Source organism: Vibrio marinisediminis, assembly GCF_014050145.1.
Lineage (GTDB): Bacteria > Pseudomonadota > Gammaproteobacteria > Enterobacterales > Vibrionaceae > Vibrio > Vibrio marinisediminis.
Window position 1 is genome coordinate 181,530 of record NZ_JACFYF010000005.1, and the last position, 22,617, is coordinate 204,146.

20 protein-coding genes and 1 riboswitch are annotated in these 22,617 nt (G+C 46.6%); of the genes, 10 read left to right on the top strand and 10 right to left on the bottom strand.

Features of this window, described 5'->3' with window-relative positions:
• Nucleotides 1-71: 71 nt before the first annotated feature.
• The 3 genes from H2O73_RS10850 to H2O73_RS10860 all read right to left on the bottom strand — a co-directional run bounded on the left by H2O73_RS10850 (nucleotide 72) and on the right by H2O73_RS10860 (nucleotide 3,443).
• Nucleotides 72-1,535, bottom strand: a complete 1,464-nt coding sequence (locus H2O73_RS10850; RefSeq protein WP_182108861.1) for a fructuronate reductase — start codon at nucleotides 1,533-1,535, stop codon at nucleotides 72-74.
• 73 nt (nucleotides 1,536-1,608) lie between these two features.
• Nucleotides 1,609-2,910: a TRAP transporter large permease gene (locus H2O73_RS10855; RefSeq protein WP_182108862.1), complete on the bottom strand. Its 1,302-nt coding sequence runs from the start codon at nucleotides 2,908-2,910 to the stop codon at nucleotides 1,609-1,611.
• A gap of 20 nt (nucleotides 2,911-2,930) precedes the next feature.
• A complete protein-coding gene (locus tag H2O73_RS10860) occupies nucleotides 2,931-3,443 on the bottom strand; it encodes a TRAP transporter small permease (protein ID WP_182108863.1) in 513 nt (170 codons plus the stop codon).
• 314 nt (nucleotides 3,444-3,757) lie between these two features.
• Between H2O73_RS10860 and H2O73_RS10865 the strand changes: the two genes are divergently transcribed.
• From H2O73_RS10865 to uxuA, 3 genes are all read left to right on the top strand, one after another.
• On the top strand, nucleotides 3,758-4,741 hold the full coding sequence (locus H2O73_RS10865) for a TRAP transporter substrate-binding protein (RefSeq protein ID WP_182108864.1): 984 nt from the start codon (nucleotides 3,758-3,760) through the stop codon (nucleotides 4,739-4,741).
• A gap of 99 nt (nucleotides 4,742-4,840) precedes the next feature.
• A complete protein-coding gene (locus tag H2O73_RS10870) occupies nucleotides 4,841-5,629 on the top strand; it encodes an FCD domain-containing protein (RefSeq protein WP_182108865.1) in 789 nt (262 codons plus the stop codon).
• 134 nt (nucleotides 5,630-5,763) lie between these two features.
• Nucleotides 5,764-6,948: a mannonate dehydratase gene (gene uxuA, locus H2O73_RS10875; protein WP_182108866.1), complete on the top strand. Its 1,185-nt coding sequence runs from the start codon at nucleotides 5,764-5,766 to the stop codon at nucleotides 6,946-6,948.
• A gap of 66 nt (nucleotides 6,949-7,014) precedes the next feature.
• Here the strand turns inward: uxuA and H2O73_RS10880 are convergent, their stop codons facing one another.
• Together H2O73_RS10880 and H2O73_RS10885 are read right to left on the bottom strand one after the other, a co-directional pair.
• On the bottom strand, nucleotides 7,015-7,440 hold the full coding sequence (locus tag H2O73_RS10880) for a phosphate-starvation-inducible protein PsiE (RefSeq protein WP_182108867.1): 426 nt from the start codon (nucleotides 7,438-7,440) through the stop codon (nucleotides 7,015-7,017).
• 103 nt (nucleotides 7,441-7,543) lie between these two features.
• Entirely contained in the window at nucleotides 7,544-8,914 is a 1,371-nt protein-coding gene (locus H2O73_RS10885) for an NCS2 family permease (protein ID WP_182108868.1), read from the bottom strand.
• A 64-nt stretch (nucleotides 8,915-8,978) separates the two neighbouring features.
• A riboswitch (purine riboswitch) is annotated at nucleotides 8,979-9,078 on the bottom strand.
• 361 nt (nucleotides 9,079-9,439) lie between these two features.
• Here H2O73_RS10885 and gmk point away from each other — a divergent pair.
• From gmk to recG, 5 genes are all read left to right on the top strand, one after another.
• On the top strand, nucleotides 9,440-10,063 hold the full coding sequence (gene gmk, locus H2O73_RS10890) for a guanylate kinase (RefSeq protein ID WP_182108869.1): 624 nt from the start codon (nucleotides 9,440-9,442) through the stop codon (nucleotides 10,061-10,063).
• A 113-nt stretch (nucleotides 10,064-10,176) separates the two neighbouring features.
• A complete protein-coding gene (gene rpoZ, locus H2O73_RS10895) occupies nucleotides 10,177-10,449 on the top strand; it encodes a DNA-directed RNA polymerase subunit omega (protein WP_182108870.1) in 273 nt (90 codons plus the stop codon).
• A 37-nt stretch (nucleotides 10,450-10,486) separates the two neighbouring features.
• A complete protein-coding gene (spoT, locus tag H2O73_RS10900; protein ID WP_182108871.1) occupies nucleotides 10,487-12,607 on the top strand; it encodes a bifunctional GTP diphosphokinase/guanosine-3',5'-bis pyrophosphate 3'-pyrophosphohydrolase in 2,121 nt (706 codons plus the stop codon).
• Nucleotides 12,608-12,675: 68 nt separating this feature from the next.
• Complete coding sequence (gene trmH, locus H2O73_RS10905) at nucleotides 12,676-13,359, top strand: tRNA (guanosine(18)-2'-O)-methyltransferase TrmH (RefSeq protein WP_182108872.1); 684 nt, start codon at nucleotides 12,676-12,678, stop codon at nucleotides 13,357-13,359.
• Nucleotides 13,360-13,541: 182 nt separating this feature from the next.
• A complete protein-coding gene (gene recG / locus H2O73_RS10910) occupies nucleotides 13,542-15,620 on the top strand; it encodes an ATP-dependent DNA helicase RecG (RefSeq protein WP_182108873.1) in 2,079 nt (692 codons plus the stop codon).
• A gap of 79 nt (nucleotides 15,621-15,699) precedes the next feature.
• Here recG and cysQ read toward each other — a convergent pair whose 3' ends face one another.
• From cysQ to H2O73_RS10930, 4 genes are all read right to left on the bottom strand, one after another.
• Nucleotides 15,700-16,527 (bottom strand): 3'(2'),5'-bisphosphate nucleotidase CysQ, encoded by an 828-nt coding sequence (cysQ, locus tag H2O73_RS10915; protein WP_182108874.1) that lies wholly within the window; start codon nucleotides 16,525-16,527, stop codon nucleotides 15,700-15,702.
• Between the two features lie 27 nt (nucleotides 16,528-16,554).
• The gene (gene nudE / locus H2O73_RS10920) at nucleotides 16,555-17,103 is read right to left on the bottom strand and encodes an ADP compounds hydrolase NudE (protein WP_182108875.1); all 549 of its coding nucleotides are present in this window, start codon (nucleotides 17,101-17,103) and stop codon (nucleotides 16,555-16,557) included.
• 156 nt (nucleotides 17,104-17,259) lie between these two features.
• On the bottom strand, nucleotides 17,260-17,847 hold the full coding sequence (gene nfuA, locus H2O73_RS10925; protein ID WP_182108876.1) for a Fe-S biogenesis protein NfuA: 588 nt from the start codon (nucleotides 17,845-17,847) through the stop codon (nucleotides 17,260-17,262).
• 91 nt (nucleotides 17,848-17,938) lie between these two features.
• Nucleotides 17,939-18,655, bottom strand: a complete 717-nt coding sequence (locus H2O73_RS10930) for a ComF family protein (RefSeq protein WP_182108877.1) — start codon at nucleotides 18,653-18,655, stop codon at nucleotides 17,939-17,941.
• Nucleotides 18,656-18,720: 65 nt separating this feature from the next.
• Between H2O73_RS10930 and bioH the strand changes: the two genes are divergently transcribed.
• Nucleotides 18,721-19,521 (top strand): pimeloyl-ACP methyl ester esterase BioH, encoded by an 801-nt coding sequence (gene bioH / locus H2O73_RS10935; RefSeq protein ID WP_182108878.1) that lies wholly within the window; start codon nucleotides 18,721-18,723, stop codon nucleotides 19,519-19,521.
• A 119-nt stretch (nucleotides 19,522-19,640) separates the two neighbouring features.
• Nucleotides 19,641-20,111: an ATP-dependent Lon protease gene (locus H2O73_RS10940; protein WP_182108879.1), complete on the top strand. Its 471-nt coding sequence runs from the start codon at nucleotides 19,641-19,643 to the stop codon at nucleotides 20,109-20,111.
• Nucleotides 20,112-20,202: 91 nt separating this feature from the next.
• Here the strand turns inward: H2O73_RS10940 and H2O73_RS10945 are convergent, their stop codons facing one another.
• Nucleotides 20,203-22,545, bottom strand: a complete 2,343-nt coding sequence (locus H2O73_RS10945) for a Tex family protein (RefSeq protein ID WP_182108880.1) — start codon at nucleotides 22,543-22,545, stop codon at nucleotides 20,203-20,205.
• Nucleotides 22,546-22,617: the final 72 nt, after the last annotated feature.

Genomic DNA, 22,617 nt, shown 5'->3' on the forward strand with positions numbered 1-22,617 from the left:
CAGCACTGCCCACGCCGAAGATATTTTACAAAGAGTAATGCCCTCATAAGGGAGGGCATTCAATTAGAGAATTAAAGTGACGCGACTGCGCCGCGAGCACCTTCAGTCAGAAGCAACTGGTAAGCATTGGTTACCGCTTCTACAAAGGTCTCATTTTGAATCAGGTCAGTGCCAAAAATCGCTTCAATTGACAGTAGTGCTTTCACCACCGATACATTCAAACCATGCTCTGCGTAGATAGCTTTGAACTGCTCAACCATAGGGTCGCGAACATCAATTTCTTCACCGCGTTCATCTTGTGCAGAGACGTAGCGCATCCAACCAGCGATACCCATTGCCAACCATTTGAATTCCGTTCCTTGAGCAAGGTGATGGCGCAAAGAGCCACCCATACGTTGTGGGATTTTCTGGCTGCCATCCATCGCAATTTGCCATGTTTGGTGTTTTAGGCTCGGGTTAGTAAAGCGCTCAATCAACAGTGTCGCATACGCTTCTAAATCAGTGCCTTGTGGCATGTTTAGCGTAGGGGCTTGCGCTTTCATCATCATATCGAATGCCGCTTGGCGGTAGTCTTCGTTAGTCATGGTATCTGAGATATGAGCGTAACCGCCTAGGTAGCCAAGGTAAGCTAAAAATGAATGGCTGCCGTTTAGCATGCGCAGTTTCATCTCTTCAAATGGCACCACGTCAGCAACAAATTCAGCCCCCGCGACGTTCCACTCTGGACGACCTGCAACGAAGTTATCTTCAATAACCCATTGGCGGAACGGTTCACATGCAATACCACATTGGTCCGCTACGCCCACTAACGCTTCGATTTCATTCAGTGTTTCTTCTGTTGCTGCAGGGACAATGCGGTCAACCATAGTACATGGGAACGTCACATTGCTTTCAATCCATGCAGCTAATTCAGCATCGACTAAGTTAGCAAAATCCAATACTGCTGCACGAGCTACGTGCCCGTTCTCTTGCACGTTATCACAAGACATTACCGTAAATGGCGACATGCCTTTTTCACGGCGTTGACGTAATGCTTCTACGATGTAACCAATCGCAGAGCTTGGGTCTTGTGGGTTAGCCAAATCGCTAACGATCAGTGCATTGTTCTTATCTAGGCGACCTGTCGCTGGATCAGCGCAGTAGCCTTTTTCAGTGATCGTCATAGAAACGATCGCCACTTGTTGTTCCGTCATTTTAGCCAGTACAGCCGCTTTGCCGTCTAGCGTTGGGTGCAATGATTCAGTCACTGAACCAATCAATTTTACTTCTGTCGCTTGTGCACCTTTCTCTGCCACTGTGTACAAATGGTCTTGCGCACGCAATTGCTCAATCAGATCTTCGCCACCAAACAGGTTAACCTCACAGATGCCCCAGTCACTGTTGGTTTTCTCTAACATTTCATTGGTGTACAGCGCTTGGTGTGCTCGGTGAAAGGCACCAAAACCAAGGTGAACAATACGGCTTTTCAGCGCAGAGCGATCGAAAGTTGGTCGAATAACTTGAGTATTAAGAGTGGTATTTGCGATTGTTTTCATTGTTTTTTCCTAAACCTTACCGCCGTAGCGGTAAGGTAATTTGTTGGCAGGCAAATCCGCATAAATCGGGAAATTAGTAACCTAGAATCAGTTGTGGTAGTAGCAAGCTGATTTGTGGGATAAACGTTACTGCAAGTAGCGCTAGGAATAGAGCTGCGTAGAACGGCAGTAGAGGTTTAATAACTTTGTCGATACTGATATTTGCTACAGAACAGCCGACAAACAGTGCGCTACCTACTGGTGGCGTACACAGACCAATAGCCAAGTTAAACGTCATCATGATACCGAAGTGCACTGGGTCAACACCTAGATCCAACACGATTGGTAGGAAGATAGGCGTGAAGATAAGTACCGCTGGCGTCATATCCATAAAGATACCAACGATAAGTAGAATCACGTTGATGATCAGTAGGATGATGAGTGGGTTTTCTGATACTGCTAGTAGTGCATCCGCAATCATGTATGGGATATCAGCATTCGCCATTGCCCATGACATACCCATTGAAGCACCAACCAGTAGCAATACGATAGACGTTGTTACCGCTGACTCTAGAACAATTTTAGGTAAGTCACGAACACGCACTTCACGGTAAAAACCAACAGCTAGCACTAGTGTATAAACCACAGCAATTGCCGATGCTTCCGTCGCAGTAAAGATACCGCCAATGATACCGCCCATGATAACGACGATAAGCAATAGTGATGGTGCCGCTTTAATGAAAGTATCCCAAACTGCAGCAAGCGTTGGTCGTGGTGCTAGTGGGTAGCCGCGACGTTTCGCGATAATACCGGCAACAATCATTAAGCTTAGACCCATCAAGATACCAGGTAGGTAACCCGCTAGGAAAAGCGCCGCAATAGAAGTACCGCCAGAGACTAAAGAGAATACAATTAATGTGTTACTTGGCGGGATCAAAAGACCAGTAGGGCAAGACGTAATGTTTACTGCTGCGCTGAAAGATTCATCATAACCATCTTTCTTTTGCAGCGGAGCCATCGTACCACCAACTGCCGCTGCAGAAGCTACTGCAGAACCAGAGATAGAACCAAACATCATGTTCGCAAGTACGTTAACGTGCGCTAGAGAACCAGGTAGGCGACCACCCAATACTTTTGCAAAGTTAATCAATCGCAGTGCGATACCGCCTTGGTTCATGATGTTACCCGCTAGAATAAAGAACGGGATTGCCAATAGTGCAAAGTTATCGAGACCAGCCGCCATACGTTGAGCAACTACAGCAATTGCTGGCTCAAGAGGCAAGCTCATCATGATTGTCGCTAGAGAAGAAAGACCAATAGCAAACGAAACTGGAATACCGAGCGTCAATAAGACTGCAAAGGTACCAAATAGGGTAAGAATTAAATGCCATTCCATTATGGAATTCCTCTTCGAAATTAGTTTTGTTGTACGTCGCTAGCTGCTACGTCGCCAGAAATCAATTGTTGAACCTTCTCAACACCAAATGCCACAGAGTAGAAGATCATCAACGCGCCACTAATTGGTAGACAGAAATAGATGTAACCCATTTCCCAACCTAGCGCTGGAGTTAGCTGACCTGTTGCCAGTGTTTTAATTGCTAAGTTTGAGCCGCCGTAAACCAGAACAATGAATGCGAACACAGCAATGGCAATTTGAATAAAGATTTCATTGAAGATTTTGCGTTTACCTTTCAATTTCATCGTCAATAAGTCGATGGCAAGGTGACGCTTTTGACCTGTGGTGTAAGCAGCACCGATAAGGGCAACCCACATAAATAAATAGCGCGCAAGCTCATCAGTAACGGTACTAGGGCGACCAATGATGTAACGAGAAAGAACCTGCCATACCACGCAAAGCACGAGGAAAGTAGAGAGCGAAACGGTAAACCCCGCCAAGCCTTTATTGATGTATTCGACCAATTTTTTCATTATTGTTTCCTTAACAACGTCGCTATCTCATATAACGAACCGCGTCTCGCTACTGGTCAACCAATATAAACTCAAGCTCATATTTCAACTCCAGCAACATTTATTTTTACTGCGGGCATTATATGCAGTACAGGCATTCCATCCGTGACCATCATCACACTTGGATTGGTTGACCAATTCAAGTGTGTTATCTGTGATATTGCTCAACCAATTGTACTTTTTATTTTGACGACACCCTAAATTGGTCGCAAGATTAGCTCCGAAACCTGTAACACCTACAAAATTTACGGATTCCATCTCACGGAGAAACAATAATGAAAACACGCAAAAGTGTATTAACAGCTGTGATTGGTGCAGCATTAACGTTTGGTGTAAGTGCATCATCGTTCGCGGCAACCACTTTAAAACTAAGCCACAACCACACTCGTGACCACGCAGTACATAAAGCAATGGACGCGATGGCAAAAGAAGTGCGCAAAACCACTGATGGCGAAGTACGTATTCGTATCTACCCTGATGCACAGCTAGGCACTCAGCGTGAATCTATGGAATTGATGCAAAACGGCGCACTGCACATGGTAAAAACCAACGCAGCTGAACTTGAAGCATTTGCACCAGCCTACTCGGCATTTAACATGCCGTACCTTTTCCGTGACCAAACCCATTTTTACGCAACCCAAGAAGGTGCGATCGGTGAAGAGATCTTGGCATCATCACGCGACAGCGGCTTCATTGGTTTGACTTACTACGATGCAGGTGCGCGTAGCTTCTACACCAACAAGCCAATCAATACACCGGAAGATCTTAAAGGTCTAAAAGTACGCGTGCAGCCTAGCCCATCCGCTATCGCGATGGTGAAAGCACTTGGCGGTAGCCCAACACCACTAGCCTACGGTGAGCTATATACCGCACTGCAACAAGGCGTGGTAGATGCAGCAGAAAACAACATTCCTTCATACGGTATGAGCCGCCACAGCGAAGTATCCAAATACTTCTCGCTAGATGAGCACACTATGGTTCCTGACGTACTTGTTATGTCGACTAATGCATTTGATGGTCTAACTCTAGAGCAGCAAAAAGCAGTGAAAACAGCCGCACTTAACTCTATGCAGCTAATGAAAAAACTGTGGGCTGAATCTGAAGCTGAAGAGCGTAAAAAAGCAGAAGAAATTGGCGTAACGTTTGTTGACGTAGATAAAGCACCATTTGCTCAAGCGGTTCAACCAATGTACGACGATGTGCAGAAAAACAACCCTGAGTTGTTCGCACTGATCGAACGTATTCAAGCAGTTAAGTAATTAACTTTATAGATTTGCAAGAGAAGTATAGGTATTGCCACATAACTATTGAGATAGGTTGACCAATTGTTTTGATTGGTTATGATGGCGTGAGTAGCAATGGAAATAAGTGATAACATCATTATGATGCCTTTTGAACCCAAGCGTCCTTACCAAGAGTTGGGTTTGGTTTTACGACGAGAATTAATAGATGGACACTACAATGTGGGTGACCGTCTACCACCAGAGCGCGATATTGCAGAGCGACTAGATGTCAGCCGTACCGTGGTACGTGAAGCAATCATCATGCTTGAGTTGGAAAATCTTGTTGAAGTGAAAAAAGGCTCGGGTGTGTATGTCACTAATATTCCTGACCAATCACCTCATCGCGAACGCATCATCAGTGATGATGCGGGACCTTTCGAAATGTTACAGGCGCGACAATTACTAGAAAGTAATATTGCTGAATTTGCAGCAATTCAAGTTACGCCTGGGGACATTGCTAAAATGCGCTCGGCGCTCACATTAGAGCGCCAAGAGCTGGCAGCACAAAGCGAACAATGCGTGGGAGACGAACGATTCCATATGAGCATTGCCGAAGCAACACACAACTCTGTGTTGGTCGACATGCTGAAAAATTCATGGGATCGTCGTGAGCAAAGCCCAATGTGGCAAAAGCTCCACTCACGTATTAGCGGGCATGACTACCGTCAAGAATGGATGGAAGATCATGCAAAAATCTTAGCGGCTATGCAGCGCAAAGATCCGATCGCAGCGAAAAACGCCATGTGGCAACACCTTGAAAATGTAAAACAACGACTTCTCGAACTGTCTGATATAGACGACCCGGACTTTGATGGCTACCTATTTAGCTCCAATCCTGTCGTCTTATTAGGTGGCGAAAAATAATTCGCCACTCTAAGAGCTGCCTTTAGCAGCCCAAAATAATACCTACATAAGTCGTTATATATTTATTATTCGCAACTTAATTTACTCAAGACCATTTGAGCGGGTTAAGTCTGCCTATTGAAAGGTAATTTGTCATGGAACAAACGTGGCGTTGGTACGGTCCAAATGACTTAGTATCACTAGACGATATCCGCCAAGCAGGCGCAACAGGTATCGTTAATGCACTGCACCATATCCCAAATGGTGAAGTGTGGACAAAAGAAGAGATTCTAACTCGCAAAGCGATCATTGAAGAAAAAGGGCTAACTTGGTCTGTGGTGGAAAGTGTTCCTGTACACGAAGAGATCAAGACGCAAACTGGCAACTTCCAACAATGGATCGACAACTACAAGCAAACTCTGCGTAACCTAGCGCAGTGTGGAATCGACACCGTTTGTTATAACTTTATGCCAGTACTGGATTGGACACGTACCGATCTTGAGTACCAAATGGCAGACGGCTCAAAAGCACTGCGTTTTGACCAAATCGCGTTTGCCGCTTTTGAACTGCACATTCTAAAACGCCCTGGTGCAAATGCAGATTACACCGAGGCAGAACAAGCGCAAGCCGCTGACTACTTCAACAATATGTCTGAAGAGCAGATCAAGCAACTAACCGCGAACATCATCGCAGGTCTGCCTGGTGCTGAAGAAGGCTACACACTTGAAGCATTCCAAGCTCAGCTTGATCGCTACGCAGGCATCACTAAAGACAAACTTCGTGAACACATGGCTTACTTCCTAGCGGAAATCATGACAGTGTGTGACGAAGAAAACATTAAGATGGCAGTTCACCCAGACGATCCACCGCGCCCTATCCTAGGTCTGCCACGTATCGTTTCAACCATCGAAGATATCGATTGGTTAACTGAGAAAGTGCCAAGCCAAAACAACGGCATCACCATGTGTACTGGCTCTTACGGCGTACGCGGTGACAACGATTTGGTCAACATGATCAAAAAGCACGGCGACCGCGTTTACTTCACTCACTTGCGTTCAACGCAACGTGAAGAAAACCAGCTAAGCTTCCATGAAGCAGCCCACCTAGAAGGTGATGTTGACATGTATGGCGTGGTAATGGCGATTCTTGAAGAAGAACAACGCCGTGAAGAAACGGGTGATCTACGTAAGATCCCAATGCGTCCAGACCACGGTCACCAAATGCTTGATGACCTGAAGAAAAAAACCAACCCAGGTTATTCTGCGATTGGTCGCTTGAAAGGTCTAGCGGAAGTTCGCGGTCTAGAAATGGCACTAAAACGCGCTTTCTTTACTAAGTAACATCAAGCCAGAATGCAAAAAGCCTCGATAATTCGAGGCTTTTTTGTATTGGTCTTGTCGCAACAACTATTCGTCTTTCTCTGCGGTATTACCATCAACATAAGGCCAATAGTGATGCCCCACCCTGATCAGCAATGTCGCTGCAGCAAGAATAAATGCCGCTAGCGAGAGCCACACAATCATTACCGAATCCAACTCTTTCATCCCTAAGGTGATATAGCGTGCGATCGCCATCATCGCGATATAAATCGGGTAACGCACCGGGATCTTACCGTTCATCACAAATTGTCCGACCATCGCCAGTACTTCAAGATAGATAAACATCAGTAGGATGTCGGTCAGTAATACTCGCCCCTGCACGTAAATATGCACGAACTCTTCGACCATCGCCCATACGGTAGCCAGCGTGATCGCAACAAGCAAAATGGCTTCTAATATATGGAAAATCTTAAGAAATGGTCGACTAAACGAAGGAGGAAGATGAGAAGGCATGCTGTCTATTCCGCTCTTTTTATTATAACTATACGTCAATAATACCACGGAATTGTGACATTCAATGCTCCTACCTTGGTAGGAACATTGAAGGCGGAAAGGCTTACAGTAGGATCAGGTAAGTTAAAAATACCAACGATAGAATATAAATTACTGGGTGAACTTCTTTGGCACGACCCGCCACAATCATCGAGAAACTGTAGCTGATAAAGCCCATTGCCATACCGTTTGCTGGCGAAAAGCTCAGTACAGTAAACATAATGGTAAAGAAAGTCGCAATGCGTGATTCTTTCTGATCCCAACTAATCTGACCTAAACGACCAATCATGTAGATACCCACCACGACCATCGCAGGGGCGACCATCGCAGCCGAGAAAATCGAGAACAGTGGGTACATGAACAACGACAGCGCGAATAAACCCGCAACCATCACAGCCGCTAAACCTGTCTTTGCCCCTTGAGATGAAGCAATGCCTGATTCAGAGAATGCGGTAATAGACGTGGTGCCAAGAATCGAACCAATCACAGTACCACCCGCATCAGCAACTAACGCAGAACGAGCATTCGGCACTTTGCCGTCATCATCAATAATGCCAGCATCACGACCAACCCCAACGATGGTACTCAAACCATCAAAGAAGTCGACAATCAGGAAAATCACCACAATAAACAACAAATCAAACATCTTATCCGCGGTTAAACCTGAAATATCAAAGACCGCACCGAAACTGCCTTCAAGACTTGGTGGCATTGAGAACAATTGATCAGGAATTGGCGCATTATTGGTTCCCATCACCATGTCAGCAATGATTGTTAGTGCAATCGCAGAGATAAACGAGATAAATGTCGCCAGCTTGATATCGCGGATCATACAACCCAAAGCGATAAAGATACTGATATACGCAATCAAAACTTGAGGGTTCGAGATATCCCCCATGCTAACCAGAATAATTGGGTTAGAAACAATAATGCCCGCGTTCTTTAAACCTAAAAACGCAATAAACATCCCCAACGATACCGTGATCGCCAGTTTAAGATCTTCTGGAATCGACTCAATCAAGGTTTTACGAATATTGGTTAATGACAAGATCAGGTACAGCACGCCAGAAAGGAAAATACCAAAAAGTGCTTCATGCCAAACCAATGCAACCGAACCGCTAAGTAACATGCCTTTAAAAAAGCCGTTCATACTCATGCCCGGTGCTAGCATCACTGGGTAGTTACCCCAAATGCCCATAATAAGGGTCGCAATCGCCGCAGACATTGCGGTTGCAGTAAAGACCGCCCCTTTATCCATGCCGGGAATACCACCTAAAATAGCGGGGTTAACGGCAAGAATATAAGTCATAGCAAGAAAGGTAATGAAACCTGCATATAGCTCTGTATTAACGGTGCTTTTGCGCTCTGAGATCTTAAAGATCGACTCTAGAACACTCGATGTTTTTTGCTCTTTTAGGGTAGATTCGAGACTCACAATGTAACCTTAACAACTTAATAAATAGTAGATGGGTACACATGCTGAACAGAGAACACCTCCACGACTGGGGCGAACTTACTGTAGTCACCAAGATAGGCTCGGTGGTAGAAACATCCAGTCCAATTCACTAGACATATACAGCACGTAAACGTTTGCGCGAATTGTATTGATTTAGAGTAAAAGTTCAATGCTTTTCCACCTTAAACAGACAAAAAAAGCAAACGTTTGCGGCAAACTTATATTCATCGTGAATTTAATAAACAACTACGTGCATATTTCTATCCCGTCATTTGTATTGATAGAACAAAGAAAGCAACGGCGGTAAAAGATAAGTTATTGAGATCGTATTTACTCGCCCTGCTCATTTGTTTTTCTTGTGATGATCCTTAAGATCGTGCTACTCTTCGCCTCCATTTTTCTGACCTAATTTTCACCACTCAGGTGTTACTTCTCGGTCAGTGCTATCTTTAAACTGTCGACTCTTCTATTCGGCACCATCCAACCAAATGTGGAACGTTACATATGGGCAAAGGTACTCTATATATCGTCTCGGCACCGAGCGGCGCTGGTAAATCCAGCTTAATCTCAGCGATGCTGGAAACGAATCCAACATACGCGATGAAAGTATCGGTGTCTCACACGACGCGTGGCATGCGCCCAGGTGAGCAAGATGGTGTGCACTACCACTTCGTGCAAAAAGAACTTTTTGAAGAGTTAATCGAGCAAAATCAGTTCCTTGAATACGCAGAAGTATTCGGTAACTACTACGGCACATCTCGCGTGTGGATCGAAGAGAACCTAGATAAAGGTATCGACGTCTTCCTCGATATCGACTGGCAAGGTGCTCGTCAGATCCGTGAGCAAATGCCTTTGGCGAAAAGTATCTTCATTCTGCCACCTTCAAATGGTGAGCTAGAACGTCGCCTAAATACGCGCGGTCAAGACAGTGAAGCGGTGATTGCAAAACGCATGGCCGAAGCAAAATCAGAAATTTCTCACTATAGCGAGTATGACTACGTTATTGTGAATGATGACTTTGATAATGCACTGATGGACTTTAAAGCTATCATCCGTGCAGAAAGATTGAAGCATGATAAGCAAGCTGCTAAATATAAAGGCATGCTTGACGCTCTATTGGCTGAGTAAGGGTCTCCCAAAAGCCATTCACAGACGAGACAACGCTTTGGCTAGAATATAGTAGCTTAAGCCTGTATAATTTCTCGTCATTCAAAATTTTAGTTAACTAATTTGGAGTCCTCATGGCACGCGTAACTGTTCAAGACGCTGTTGAAAAAGTTGGCAACCGTTTCGACCTAGTACTGATTGCGGCTCGCCGCGCTCGTCAAATGCAAACTGGCGGCAAAGATTCACTAGTGCCAGAAGAGAATGATAAGCCTACGGTTATCGCTCTACGCGAAATCGAAGAAGGTCTTATCACTAAAGAGATCCTTGATGCACGTGCGCGTCAAGAACAGCAAGAGCAAGAAGCAGCAGAACTAGCAGCAGTAAGTAGCATCGCTCACACTCGCTAATCTGACTTTCTCTACAACTATCTTCTAGGCCTAAAGTTTGTATCTATTCGATAGCCTCAAAGACGTTGCCCAAGAATACTTAACAGAGCCTCAAATTGAGGCTCTGCGTCAATCTTATGTGGTAGCGAAACGTGCCCATGAAGGGCAGACCCGTTCAACCGGGGAACCTTATATCATCCACCCTGTTGCTGTTTCACGTATCTTGGCTGAAATGCGCCTTGATATTGAAACCCTTCAAGCTGCACTGCTGCATGATGTCATCGAAGATTGCGATGTCAGCAAAGAAGATCTTGAAGAACAATTTGGCTCAACTGTGGCTGAATTGGTGGACGGTGTCTCTAAGCTGGATAAGCTTAAATTTCGTGATCGCAAAGAAGCACAAGCTGAGAACTTCCGTAAAATGGTCCTTGCCATGGTGCAAGACATTCGCGTTATTCTGATCAAGCTTGCTGACCGTACACACAACATGCGCACGCTGGGTGCTCTACGCCCTGACAAAAAGCGCCGCATTGCCCGCGAAACTCTTGAGATTTACTCACCTCTTGCTCACCGCCTTGGTATCCACAATATCAAGACCGAGTTGGAAGAGCTTGGCTTTGAAGCCCTCTATCCAAACCGCTACCGCGTATTAAAAGAAGTGGTTAAAGCGGCTCGTGGTAACCGTAAAGAGATGATTCAACGTATCCACGGCGAGATTGAAGGTCGTTTGGAAGACGTTGGTCTTAAAGCTCGTGTGGTCGGTCGTGAGAAAAACCTGTTCTCCATCTATAACAAGATGAAAACCAAAGAACAGCGCTTCCACACCATCATGGACATTTACGCATTCCGTGTCATCGTTGACTCGGCAGATACTTGTTATCGCGTACTTGGCCAAGTGCACAGTCTTTATAAGCCTCGCCCTGGTCGCATGAAAGATTACATCGCGGTACCAAAAGCGAACGGCTATCAATCCATCCATACCTCAATGGTCGGCCCTCACGGCGTACCGGTTGAGGTGCAGATCCGTACTGAAGATATGGATCAAATGGCGGATAAAGGTGTTGCCGCGCACTGGATTTACAAAGGCAGTGGCGATCGCACAGGCACCACCGCGCAAGTGAAAGCTCAGCGCTGGATGCAAAGCCTACTTGAGCTACAGCAAAGTGCGGGTAACTCATTTGAATTTATCGAGAACGTAAAATCCGATCTGTTCCCAGATGAGATTTACGTCTTTACGCCAAAAGGTCGCATCGTTGAGCTGCCACTCGGCGCAACTGCGGTAGACTTTGCTTACGCAGTGCATACTGATGTTGGTAACGCTTGTGTTGGCGCGCGTGTTGATCGCAATCCATACCCACTCAGTAAATCACTGAAAAACGGTCAAACGATTGAGATTATTTCAGCACCAGGTGCCCGCCCAAATGCGGCATGGCTAAACTATGTGGTCACCTCGCGTGCTCGCACTAAGATCCGCCAAGTGTTGAAAACCATGCGCCGTGAAGAGTCGATTACTCTTGGACGCCGCCTGCTGAATCACGCTTTAGGTCGTCACAACATCGATTCAATCTACCCTGAAAATATTCAGGAAGTGCTGACCGATCTTCGTTTAGACAATATTGATGATTTGCTGGCTGCGATTGGTTTAGGCGAACTGATGAGCATTGTGATTGCCCGCCGTCTATTGGGTGATACCGATGAACTCACCACAACAAGCTCAATCCCAAGCGATTCAAGCAGAAAGTTACCGATCCGTGGTGCCGAAGGCATCTTGCTGACCTTTGCTAACTGTTGTCATCCAATTCCAGATGACCACATCATCGCGCACGTTTCTCCAGGTCGAGGTTTAGTGGTTCACCGCGAAACTTGTCCAAACGTACGTGGTTACCAAAGAGAGCCTGAGAAGTATATGGCGGTTGCTTGGTCTGAAGATTACGATCAAGAATTCATCGCAGAATTGCGTGTTGATGTTCAAAACCGTCAAGGTGCATTGGCAGAACTGACCAATGTTATCTCGAAAACCGGTTCAAACATTCATGGTCTCACCACCAAAGAGCGTGATGGGCGTTTGTATACGGTACTGGTCATGCTAACGACAAAAGATCGCGTCCATTTGGCGAGCATCATGCGCCGCATCAAAGCGATGCCACATACGCTAAAAGTCTTTAGACGTAAGCACTAACACTGAATTCTTAAACTCTGGCCCTTGGAAAACTCTGTTTCAAGGGCCTTATTTTTATTACGACTGTTATGAACTTAGAACGCTACCAACGAATCCAACAAGTACTGAAAGCGCGTCAAATTGATTTAACGCTATGCCTTGAAGAAGTACACAAACCAAATAATGTTTCCGCCGTCATTCGCACCGCAGATGCGACCGGGTTACATAAAATTCATGCGATTTGGCCAAACAAAATGCGCACACTTACGCACACCTCTGCCGGTGCTCGCAACTGGGTTGAAGTCGACAACCACACCAATATTGAAGACGCAATCAGCGAATTAAAAGCGCAAGGTATGCAAGTGCTGGTCACCAACCTGTCTGACACGGCGGTGGATTTCCGCACCATCGACTACACCAAACCAACCGCCATTATCTTGGGTAGCGAAAAAACCGGTGCCTCAGAACAGGCAAAAAAACTCGCCGACCAAGACATCATCATTCCTATGATGGGCATGGTTCAATCACTGAATGTCTCTGTCGCCAGCGCGATTATTCTTTATGAAGCTCAGCGTCAAAGACAAGAAGCTGGCATGTATGACAACGACGTAAGCCCTCTGGCGGAAGACGTTATTCATCGCACCCTATTTGAACGCGGTCACCCCGTGCTAGCAAAAGTTGCTAAGCGTAAAAAAATGCCTTATCCACCACTGGATGATGAAGGGCAAATTGTCGCGGATGAAGCTTGGTGGGCAGAGATGCAAAAAGCCTAAACACCTCTGGCGAGTCATCCCACGACTCGCCACTTGCAGCGACAAGTTATTCCCTTAGCTAGGCTCGATTTGAGCCAATTAGCAACCTTGAAGTCAGCCTCAACTATTCACACTAAATTAGCCTGTACAAAAACACAGCTAGATGGTTAACTATCTCTATCTTAGTTAATGAGCTTCGTGTTATGTCCCAACTTCTTTCTGCTATTCCTCTAACGTCACTCAGTGGCGTAGGCGCTAAAGTGGCTGAGAAACTGGAGAAAGTCGGACTCAGCAGTGTACAAGACTTGCTGTTTCACCTTCCGCTACGCTATGAAGATCGCACTCGTGTTTACCCTATAGTCAAATTGCATGCTGGTCTTTGGGCGGCTGTACAAGGCAACGTAATGAGCGTTGATACCCTATTTGGTAAGCGAAAAATGCTGGCGGTTAAAATCAGTGATGGTAATGGCACGCTGACTTTGCGGTTCTTTAATTTTACTGCGGCAATGAAGAACAACTTTGTGGAAGGCAAAACTGTGCACGCGTATGGTGAAATTAAGCGTGGCAACTATGGCTTGGAGATCATCCACCCGGACTACAAATTCTATGCTGCCAACCAGCCAACTGATGTCGAGCCAAGTTTAACCCCAGTTTACCCAACCACAGAAGGGTTACGCCAACTCACCTTACGCAGCTTAACCGACCAAGCATTGGCATTACTCGACAAAGCCGCCGTACAAGAACTGTTACCTAATGGGCTCTACCCGCAGCAAACGACGCTGGCACAGGCACTGCACACCATTCACCGTCCGCCACCCAATATCGATTTAAGCCAGTTTGATGAGGGCAAACACCCCGCTCAAGTTCGCTTGATTATGGAAGAGTTGCTGGCACAGAATCTTTCAATGCTGGCGGTACGCAGTAAAGGGCAACAAGATGTCGCCATTCCATTAGCGCAGAGTGACAAGTTCAAGCAGCAGCTCTTAGCGCAATTACCCTTCTCACCAACCAATGCGCAGACGCGTGTGGTGAATGAAATCGAACAAGATCTTGCTAAGCCTCACCCAATGATGCGCCTGGTGCAAGGCGATGTCGGTTCAGGGAAAACTCTGGTTGCCGCATTAGCCGCTCTGCGGGCAATTGAACATGGCTACCAAGTGGCGTTGATGGCACCCACCGAACTGCTTGCTGAACAACACGCAATCAACTTTGCCAGTTGGTTTGAGAGTATGGGGATCCAAGTTGGCTGGCTGGCTGGCAAGCTCAAAGGCAAAGCCAAAGAGACGGAATTAGCACGAATCCAAAGTGGCGAAGCGCAAATGGTGGTCGGTACTCATGCCCTTTTTCAAGAACATGTGGCGTTTCACAACCTCGCTTTGGTTATCATTGATGAGCAGCATCGTTTTGGTGTCCACCAGCGATTAGAGCTGCGCGCTAAAGGTGAGAAACAAGGTAGCTTCCCACACCAATTGATCATGACAGCAACGCCGATTCCGCGCACCTTAGCCATGACCGCTTATGCCGATTTGGAAACCTCAGTGATTGACGAATTGCCACCCGGTCGCACACCGATACAAACCGTGGCAATTCCGGATACTAAGCGCAGCGACATAATCGAGCGAGTCCGCAATGCCTGCCTCAATGAAGGCAAACAGGCTTACTGGGTATGCACCTTAATTGATGAGTCTGAAGTATTGGAAGCACAAGCGGCTGCCGATACTGCTGAAGAACTACAACGGATTTTGCCAGAGGTGAAGATTGGTCTGGTGCACGGGCGAATGAAATCGTCTGAGAAACAAGCGGTAATGAAAGACTTTAAAGACAACAAGTTACATCTGTTGGTTGCCACCACGGTTATTGAAGTTGGGGTCGATGTACCAAATTCGAGTTTGATGATCATCGAAAACCCAGAGCGGCTCGGTTTAGCACAGCTTCACCAGCTTCGTGGTCGTGTTGGGCGCGGCTCCGTTGCCAGCCATTGTGTCTTACTTTACCACTCGCCGCTGTCTAAAACGGCGCAAAAACGCCTTGGCGTATTACGTGAAAGTAATGATGGATTTGTGATTGCCCAACGTGATTTAGAGATTCGCGGACCGGGTGAGCTACTGGGAACCAAACAAACCGGCATGGCAGATTTTAAAATTGCCGATTTAGTCCGAGATCAACGCTTAGTACCTGAAGTTCAGCGCATAGCGCGTCATATTCACGACAATTACCCACAAAATGCGTTGGCAATCATCAATCGCTGGCTGGGTGAGCGAGATATCTACTCCAAAGCTTAAGCACTACCGGAGTTAACATCACGCCTCATCAGCACAAAAGCCCGCAATAGCGGGCTTTTATCATCACACGTAAGTCTAATTAGTCTTTCACTAATAAAATTTCATTCCACGGCAAAGCTTCATCACCCAACACAATAAAGTTGGGGTTCTCTAACGTATCACGTTCGTTATATGACAGCGGGGTTAGCTGTGTACTCAAAATACGACCACCCGCTTCTTCCACAATACATTGTGTCGCAGCAGTATCCCATTCACCAGTGGGACCAAGGCGTAAATAACAATCGACTGCCCCTTCCGCTACCAAGCACGCTTTAAGCGCAGCAGAACCCAATGGCACTAAATCGTAATTCCACGCACTGCACATACGGCTCGTAATACGGTTGATATCTTGTCGTCGACTAATTGCAATCGCAATCGGGTATTGTTGCCCTTGATGCTGGTGAGCAGTAATACGAACACTCTCACTCATATCCGGGATCTTCCATGCACCCTTACCTTTATAGGCATAATAGGTCACGCCCGAAACCGGGGCATACACCACGCCCATCACGGGTTGATGATTTTCAATCAGAGCAATAATCGTGGCAAAATCACCGCTACGAGCAATGAATTCTTGCGTCCCATCAAGTGGGTCAACTAACCAGTAGCGATCCCACTGTGAGCGCTGCTCTAAGCTAATATCCGCCGCTTCTTCAGAAAGCACTGGAATATCAGGCGTCAGCTCGGACAATTTCTCAACAATAAACTTATGCGCCGCCAAATCCGCACTGGTTACAGGCGTTTCATCGGCTTTAATAAATTCTTCGTACTGCTTTTTCTGGTAAATATCTAAAATTAACTGTCCAGCAGCTCGCGCCACATCAATCACTGCGGGTAAGTGGTGCGATAGGTCTTGGGTTATTGGCATAACAAATTCCTTGGGCACGTCGCTCAATTATGGTTTTAGGTATCTAAGAGCGAACATAAGTGCGGTAATACTTCGCGCTTCGCAAAAGTCGAGATGCGTAAGTAATTCTTCTGCTTGAGCAAGCGGCCAACGAACCAACTCTAATGGCTCCGGTTCATCACCTTGAAGCTGCTCTGGGTATAAATCCTGCGCAACATACAACGTCATTTTACTTGAGAAATAAGACGGGGCTAACACCACCTCTTTAAGTGGCACAATATTATTGGCGCCAAATCCAATCTCTTCTTTAAGTTCACGGTTTGCCGCGTCTAACGCGCTCTCACCTTCGTCGATCAAACCCTTAGGAAAGCCCAACTCGTAGCGTTCTGTGCCGGCCGCGTATTCACGCACAAGTAATAAGTCCCCTTGCGCAGTCACTGGCACTATCATCACGGCATGACGACCACTTGGGCGCATACGCTCATAAGTACGCTCTTCACCGTTACTAAAGCGTAGATCCAACGCTTCAATGGCAAACAGTCGCGACTTAGCCACCGTCTGCTTTGCCAGAATCTCTGGTAGCGTCTTTCTGCTCACAAGATTTCTCCTTCTCTAAGCGTTCGATTCTTAATATATGAGAAGACAATACTTTAAACCAGTTTTCAACGCACTAATTTGTACATTTTCAAAAAACAAAAAAGGCGCTAACTTAGCGCCTTTCGAAACCAATCAACTCATACTGCATCATGATAATCAGTAGTAAGAGTGCTCACCACGGTCATGCTCTGTTGCATCGCGTACCGCCGTTAGTTCACCTTCGAACTGTTGTAGTAGCTCTTTTTCAATGCCTTCTTTTAGTGTGACATCAACCATAGAACAACCGTTACAACCGCCACCAAATGCGACAATTGCAATACCAGCATCGGTAATTTCAACCAAACTAACGTGGCCACCGTGACCAGCTAATTGAGGGTTTACTTGAGTTTGAATCACATACTCTACACGTTCTACCAACGGCGCATCGTCTGACACTTTACGCATTTTCGCATTTGGTGCTTTAAGCGTTAACTGGGCGCCCATCTTATCCGTCACATAATCAATTTCTGCGTCTTCTAGGAAAGGTAAGCTCAGCTCATCAACATAAGCAGATAGAACTTCGAATTTTAACTCTGTATCAGTAGCTTCAACGGCTTCTGGTGGGCAGTAAGAAACGCCACACTCTGCATTTTGAGTACCTGGATTGACAACAAACACGCGAATGTTGGTGCCTTCCGGCTGCTGAGCTAGCAGCTTAGCAAAGTGTTCTTGAGCGCTTTGACTAATAGTAATTGTATTTGACACGACGAATACCTGAGTAAAATTGTAGGATATTTGATCACCATTCTACTCCTGAAAATTTTCAGATCTAGTCCTTTAAGGCGAAATCATAAGCTTATCGCTCGCCATCGGGTTCAGGAGTTCGGCAAATACAATAAATATCAACGCTTTTCGTTCCCGCATCAAGCAGTAATTTGCATAATTGCTGGACGGTACTTCCTGTTGTCACTACGTCATCAACAATGGCTATCGCTTCGTAGCTTTGGATCCCATTAAGATGAAACGCGTGACGCAGATTCTTCTGTCGATCTCGCCTATCCATTCCAAGTTGTGCTTGCGTAGCGCGAGTGCGCCGAAACATGGGTACACAAGGAATGTTAAGCCGTTTTGCCACAGCGAGAGCCAACCATTCGCTTTGGTTAAATCCCCGCCATAACTGACGACGCCAATGCAGTGGAACGTAAGTGATTGCATCAACTTTGCCATCCACTTTGTCGACTAATAACTGAGCCAACAAGTCAGCTTGATGAAGCTGTTGCGAAAACTTGAGCTGATGAACATAGCGAGAAAGCGGAGGCTGGTAATCCCCCACACAATAGAGTTTTCGCCAAAGCGGTGGGTGGGTAAGGCATTGACCACAATGGTCCACGTCAACCTGATTGCGCAATCCACAATGGCGACAGCGAGGTTGCGCCATGGCCGTTATGCATTGTTGGCACAACACCCAAGGTAAAGAGGATTGCGAACCTCTGGGTTCAATCGGCAACAAGCAGTGCTGGCAGTAATGTGCAATCAGTCGCTGCCTGTTTTTCTGCCACCATTGGGGTAACATAGTCAGTCCAAAGCGGGAGTTTTATTCATAGTGCAAGTCGCGCAGCCAGACAAAGGATGAATTAAGTGGCACAAACTGAGAGTCAATCAACAGAGTTACATTGGCAAAATAGTGGTGAAGGTCGAGACCTTGTGCTGCTGCATGGCTGGGGGATGAATGGGGCAGTATGGCAGCAAACCGCCGAACTGCTTAGCCAGCATTTTCGCGTGCACATTGTTGATTTACCGGGTTTTGGACATAGCCACCACACCAGTTTTCATACCCTTGAGAACCTAACAGAACAAGTCTTAGCGCACGCACCAAAGCAAGCGATATGGCTCGGTTGGTCACTCGGTGGTTTAGTCGCGTCCCACATTGCTTTGCATCACCCTGAACGCATCAATGGCTTAATTACCGTCGCGAGTTCACCCTGTTTTTCCGCCCAAAAACCATGGCGAGGTATTCAACCTAAGGTACTCAAAGCATTCACTGCGCAGCTTATGGAAGATTTCCAGCTCACCATCGAACGGTTTATTGCCTTACAGGCAATGGGCAGCCCATCAGCAAGACAAGATTTAAAAGCACTCAAACACGCGGTGCTTTCCCGCCCAGCACCAAACCAACAATCATTATTAGCGGGCTTGCAACTGTTGGGGGATATTGATTATCGCGATCAACTCCACCGTATTAGTACCCCGACCCTACGTTTGTATGGTCGATTGGATGGCTTAGTGCCAATCCAAGTCGCTGAAGATGTCTCGTCACTCATGCCCAACAGCCAAAGTTTTGTTTTTCACCAATCTTCTCACGCGCCCTTCATGACTGAGCTTGAATCCTTTTGCCAGCAAGTCACGGAATTTGCTCGCCTTACACAACAAGAAGCTTGATTTACCCAGTGACAAAAAATTGAATAAAGCGCTAAATTTTTGACCACTTCTGCCGATAATAACTTCAACTGACATTTCTTATAGCCATGTCAGTGGGCGAAGCTGAGGAGGTCTCGGTTATGATCGTGTCACCCACAAACGTGAGCGTGCCACTTATCGCCCCATCGGTTAATGTGCATACGGAGCAAACAGCTCGAGATAACAAAATTCGCGAGCCGATTGTCGCGACTGTAGCACTAGCCAAAAGTAATGCTGAACGCAAAATCAATTCAGAGGATAAGCGCAGGCGAGAGTCGGCGTGGGACCCCTCAGAACATCCTAACTATGGCACCGATGATGAGCACGCTATCGACGCATCTCAACATGACCCGCCACAAAATAGCTTGGACCGTTTGTTTGAGTTGCTGGCACTGTCCAGCTATAGCGCCCAGCAAGGTAAAGGCTACGCGATGCGGTTTCGTTTACCTAAACGCATAATCGATGCAGCGATAACCGAAGGCAATATGGCTAAACGCCGTGTCGTAATTAAGTTTCGTTACGGACATGCCGTGGCGCCACATACGCCTTCAGAGGTCATTGCGGTGTTGTAGTCGCCCTAAATCAAGGGTGAATACCAGACAAACAAAAGCCCCACTCATTTGAGCGGGGCTTTTTATTTAGAACGGAATGAAGAGTGGCGAGTTAGCGTTTTGCTTTGGCAAACGCGTCCGCAAATGCACCACCCATCGCACTGTTTTGTGGCTCTTCACGTTTACGCGGTTGGCTTTGGCTGCGGGCTTGGTTCTGCCCTTGATTGCGTGCTTGATTGTGAGCAGGAGCAGAACTGCGTTGCGCGCGGTTATCTTGCCCTGGCTCATCATTTAAACGCATGGAAAGGGCGATTCGTTTACGCTGCACATCCACTTCCATCACTTTCACTTTAACGATATCACCCGCCTTCACCACTTCACGTGGATCTGATACAAAGCGATCGGTTAGAGCAGAAATATGCACTAAGCCATCTTGGTGTACGCCAATGTCGACAAAAGCACCAAAGTTAGCCACGTTTGATACTACGCCTTCTAGCACCATGCCCACTTCTAAGTCTGACACTGAATTCACGCCATCAGCAAACGTCGCCGTTTTAAACTCAGGACGCGGGTCTCGACCCGGCTTATCCAGCTCTTTGATAATGTCAGTCACCGTTGGTAAACCGAAGTTTTCATTGGTGTAATCAACGGCATGCAAACCTTTCAGGAAGCTTGAATCACCAATTAACGCTTTGACCGCTTTGCCACTTTTCTCGGCAATGCTTTTCACCACAGGGTAAGCTTCAGGGTGAACCGACGATGCATCCAGTGGGTTTTTGCCATCCATAATACGTAGGAAACCGGCACACTGTTCGAACGCTTTAGGTCCAAGGCGAGCCACTTTCTTTAACGTAGTGCGGCTTTCAAAACGACCATTCTCATCACGGAAACTAACAATGTTTTGCGCCAAAGTGGTCGACAAACCTGCCACGCGAGTCAGCAAGGCTGCCGAAGCGGTATTCACATCAACACCCACGGCGTTTACACAGTCTTCCACAACCGCATCAAGACGTTTAGCCAACATAGATTGGCTCACGTCATGTTGGTATTGACCCACACCAATCGCTTTCGGGTCAATCTTCACTAACTCTGCCAGTGGATCTTGCAGGCGACGAGCAATCGACACGGCACCACGTAGTGATACGTCGAGGTTCGGGAACTCATTGGCAGCCAATTCAGAAGCCGAATAAACCGATGCTCCCGCTTCACTGACGATAATTTTTTGGGCTTTTAGGTTACCGCGCTGAATTACATCGGCGACAAAACTGTCGGTCTCGCGTGAAGCGGTACCATTACCAATCGCAATCAAATCAACGTTGTATTTACGCACCAGTTGCTCAACCACATGCGCAGACTTGTCATACTGCTTTTGTGGAGGGTGTGGGTAAATGGTTTCGGTTGCCAATAGCTTACCCGTTGAATCGACAATCGCAATCTTAGAGCCAGTACGTAAACCTGGGTCCAATCCTAACGTTGCACGCGGACCTGCCGGTGCAGCCATCAGTAAGTCTTTTAGGTTGGTCGCAAACACTTCAATCGCTTCGATTTCAGCACGCTCTTTCATTGCGCCCATCAATTCAGTTTCCATGTGCATCGACACTTTAATGCGCCATGCCCAACTGATCACTTGCTTACGCCATGCATCAGCTGGAGCTTGGCTAAGTGAAATGCCATAGTGGTCAGCAATCAAGGTTTCGCAATAAGACTGGCGTACGCCTTCTTCTTGCTCAGGATCCGCATTCATTGAAAGGGTTAGGAAGCCTTCATTACGTCCGCGCAGCATCGCCAATGCACGGTGTGATGGCACCTTGCTTAACGCTTCATCATGCGCAAAGTAATCTTTAAATTTCTCACCCGCTTGCTCTTGTCCTGCCACCACACGAGAGCCCAACTGAGCATGTCGGTTTAAGTGATTACGAATCTTTTCCAGCAAGTTCGCGTCTTCCGCGATGCGTTCCATAATGATCGCACGGGCGCCGTCGAGTGCCGCTTTGTTGTCGGCAATGCCTTTATCCGCATCAATATATTTCGCCGCTTCGCTTTCAGGCTCAGTTTGTGGGACATTCCAGAGCTTATCAGCCAATGGCTCTAAACCCGCTTCAATCGCAATTTGCCCTTTAGTGCGGCGCTTAGGTTTGTATGGCAAATACAGATCTTCCAAACGCGTTTTGCTGTCAGCTTGTTGGATCTCTTGCTCCAGCTCTGCGCTTAGTTTGCCTTGCTCTTTAATGGATTTAAGAATGGTTTGGCGACGGTCGTCCAATTCGCGTAAATAAGCTAAACGGCTATCTAAGTTACGCAGTTGGGTATCATCTAGTCCACCCGTCACCTCTTTACGGTAACGTGCAATAAAAGGGACGGTATTGCCATCATCAATTAAGTTAACAGCGGCAATCACTTGCTCAGAGCGAACATTCAGCTCCTGAGCGATTAATTTGCAGATAGCTTGGCTCATCCGTGCAATCTCTTTGGGGGAATTAATAAGTATATGAGGGTGGAATTGAGAAAAACTACCCTAACGAACGGT

What these genes read in the sequence shown, in the direction of transcription:
- H2O73_RS10880 (WP_182108867.1), bottom strand. Translation starts at nt 7,440, where the DNA reads ATGCCTTCTCATCTTCCTCCTTCGTTTAGTCGACCATTTCTTAAGATT.
- rpoZ (WP_182108870.1), top strand. Translation starts at nt 10,177, where the DNA reads ATGGCACGCGTAACTGTTCAAGACGCTGTTGAAAAAGTTGGCAACCGT.
- cysQ (WP_182108874.1), bottom strand. Translation starts at nt 16,527, where the DNA reads ATGCCAATAACCCAAGACCTATCGCACCACTTACCCGCAGTGATTGAT.
- recG (WP_182108873.1), top strand. Translation starts at nt 13,542, where the DNA reads ATGTCCCAACTTCTTTCTGCTATTCCTCTAACGTCACTCAGTGGCGTA.
- H2O73_RS10860 (WP_182108863.1), bottom strand. Translation starts at nt 3,443, where the DNA reads ATGAAAAAATTGGTCGAATACATCAATAAAGGCTTGGCGGGGTTTACC.
- H2O73_RS10865 (WP_182108864.1), top strand. Translation starts at nt 3,758, where the DNA reads ATGAAAACACGCAAAAGTGTATTAACAGCTGTGATTGGTGCAGCATTA.
- H2O73_RS10945 (WP_182108880.1), bottom strand. Translation starts at nt 22,545, where the DNA reads ATGAGCCAAGCTATCTGCAAATTAATCGCTCAGGAGCTGAATGTTCGC.
- gmk (WP_182108869.1), top strand. Translation starts at nt 9,440, where the DNA reads ATGGGCAAAGGTACTCTATATATCGTCTCGGCACCGAGCGGCGCTGGT.
- uxuA (WP_182108866.1), top strand. Translation starts at nt 5,764, where the DNA reads ATGGAACAAACGTGGCGTTGGTACGGTCCAAATGACTTAGTATCACTA.
- H2O73_RS10855 (WP_182108862.1), bottom strand. Translation starts at nt 2,910, where the DNA reads ATGGAATGGCATTTAATTCTTACCCTATTTGGTACCTTTGCAGTCTTA.
- trmH (WP_182108872.1), top strand. Translation starts at nt 12,676, where the DNA reads ATGAACTTAGAACGCTACCAACGAATCCAACAAGTACTGAAAGCGCGT.
- H2O73_RS10930 (WP_182108877.1), bottom strand. Translation starts at nt 18,655, where the DNA reads ATGTTACCCCAATGGTGGCAGAAAAACAGGCAGCGACTGATTGCACAT.
- H2O73_RS10850 (WP_182108861.1), bottom strand. Translation starts at nt 1,535, where the DNA reads ATGAAAACAATCGCAAATACCACTCTTAATACTCAAGTTATTCGACCA.
- H2O73_RS10870 (WP_182108865.1), top strand. Translation starts at nt 4,841, where the DNA reads ATGGAAATAAGTGATAACATCATTATGATGCCTTTTGAACCCAAGCGT.
- H2O73_RS10940 (WP_182108879.1), top strand. Translation starts at nt 19,641, where the DNA reads ATGATCGTGTCACCCACAAACGTGAGCGTGCCACTTATCGCCCCATCG.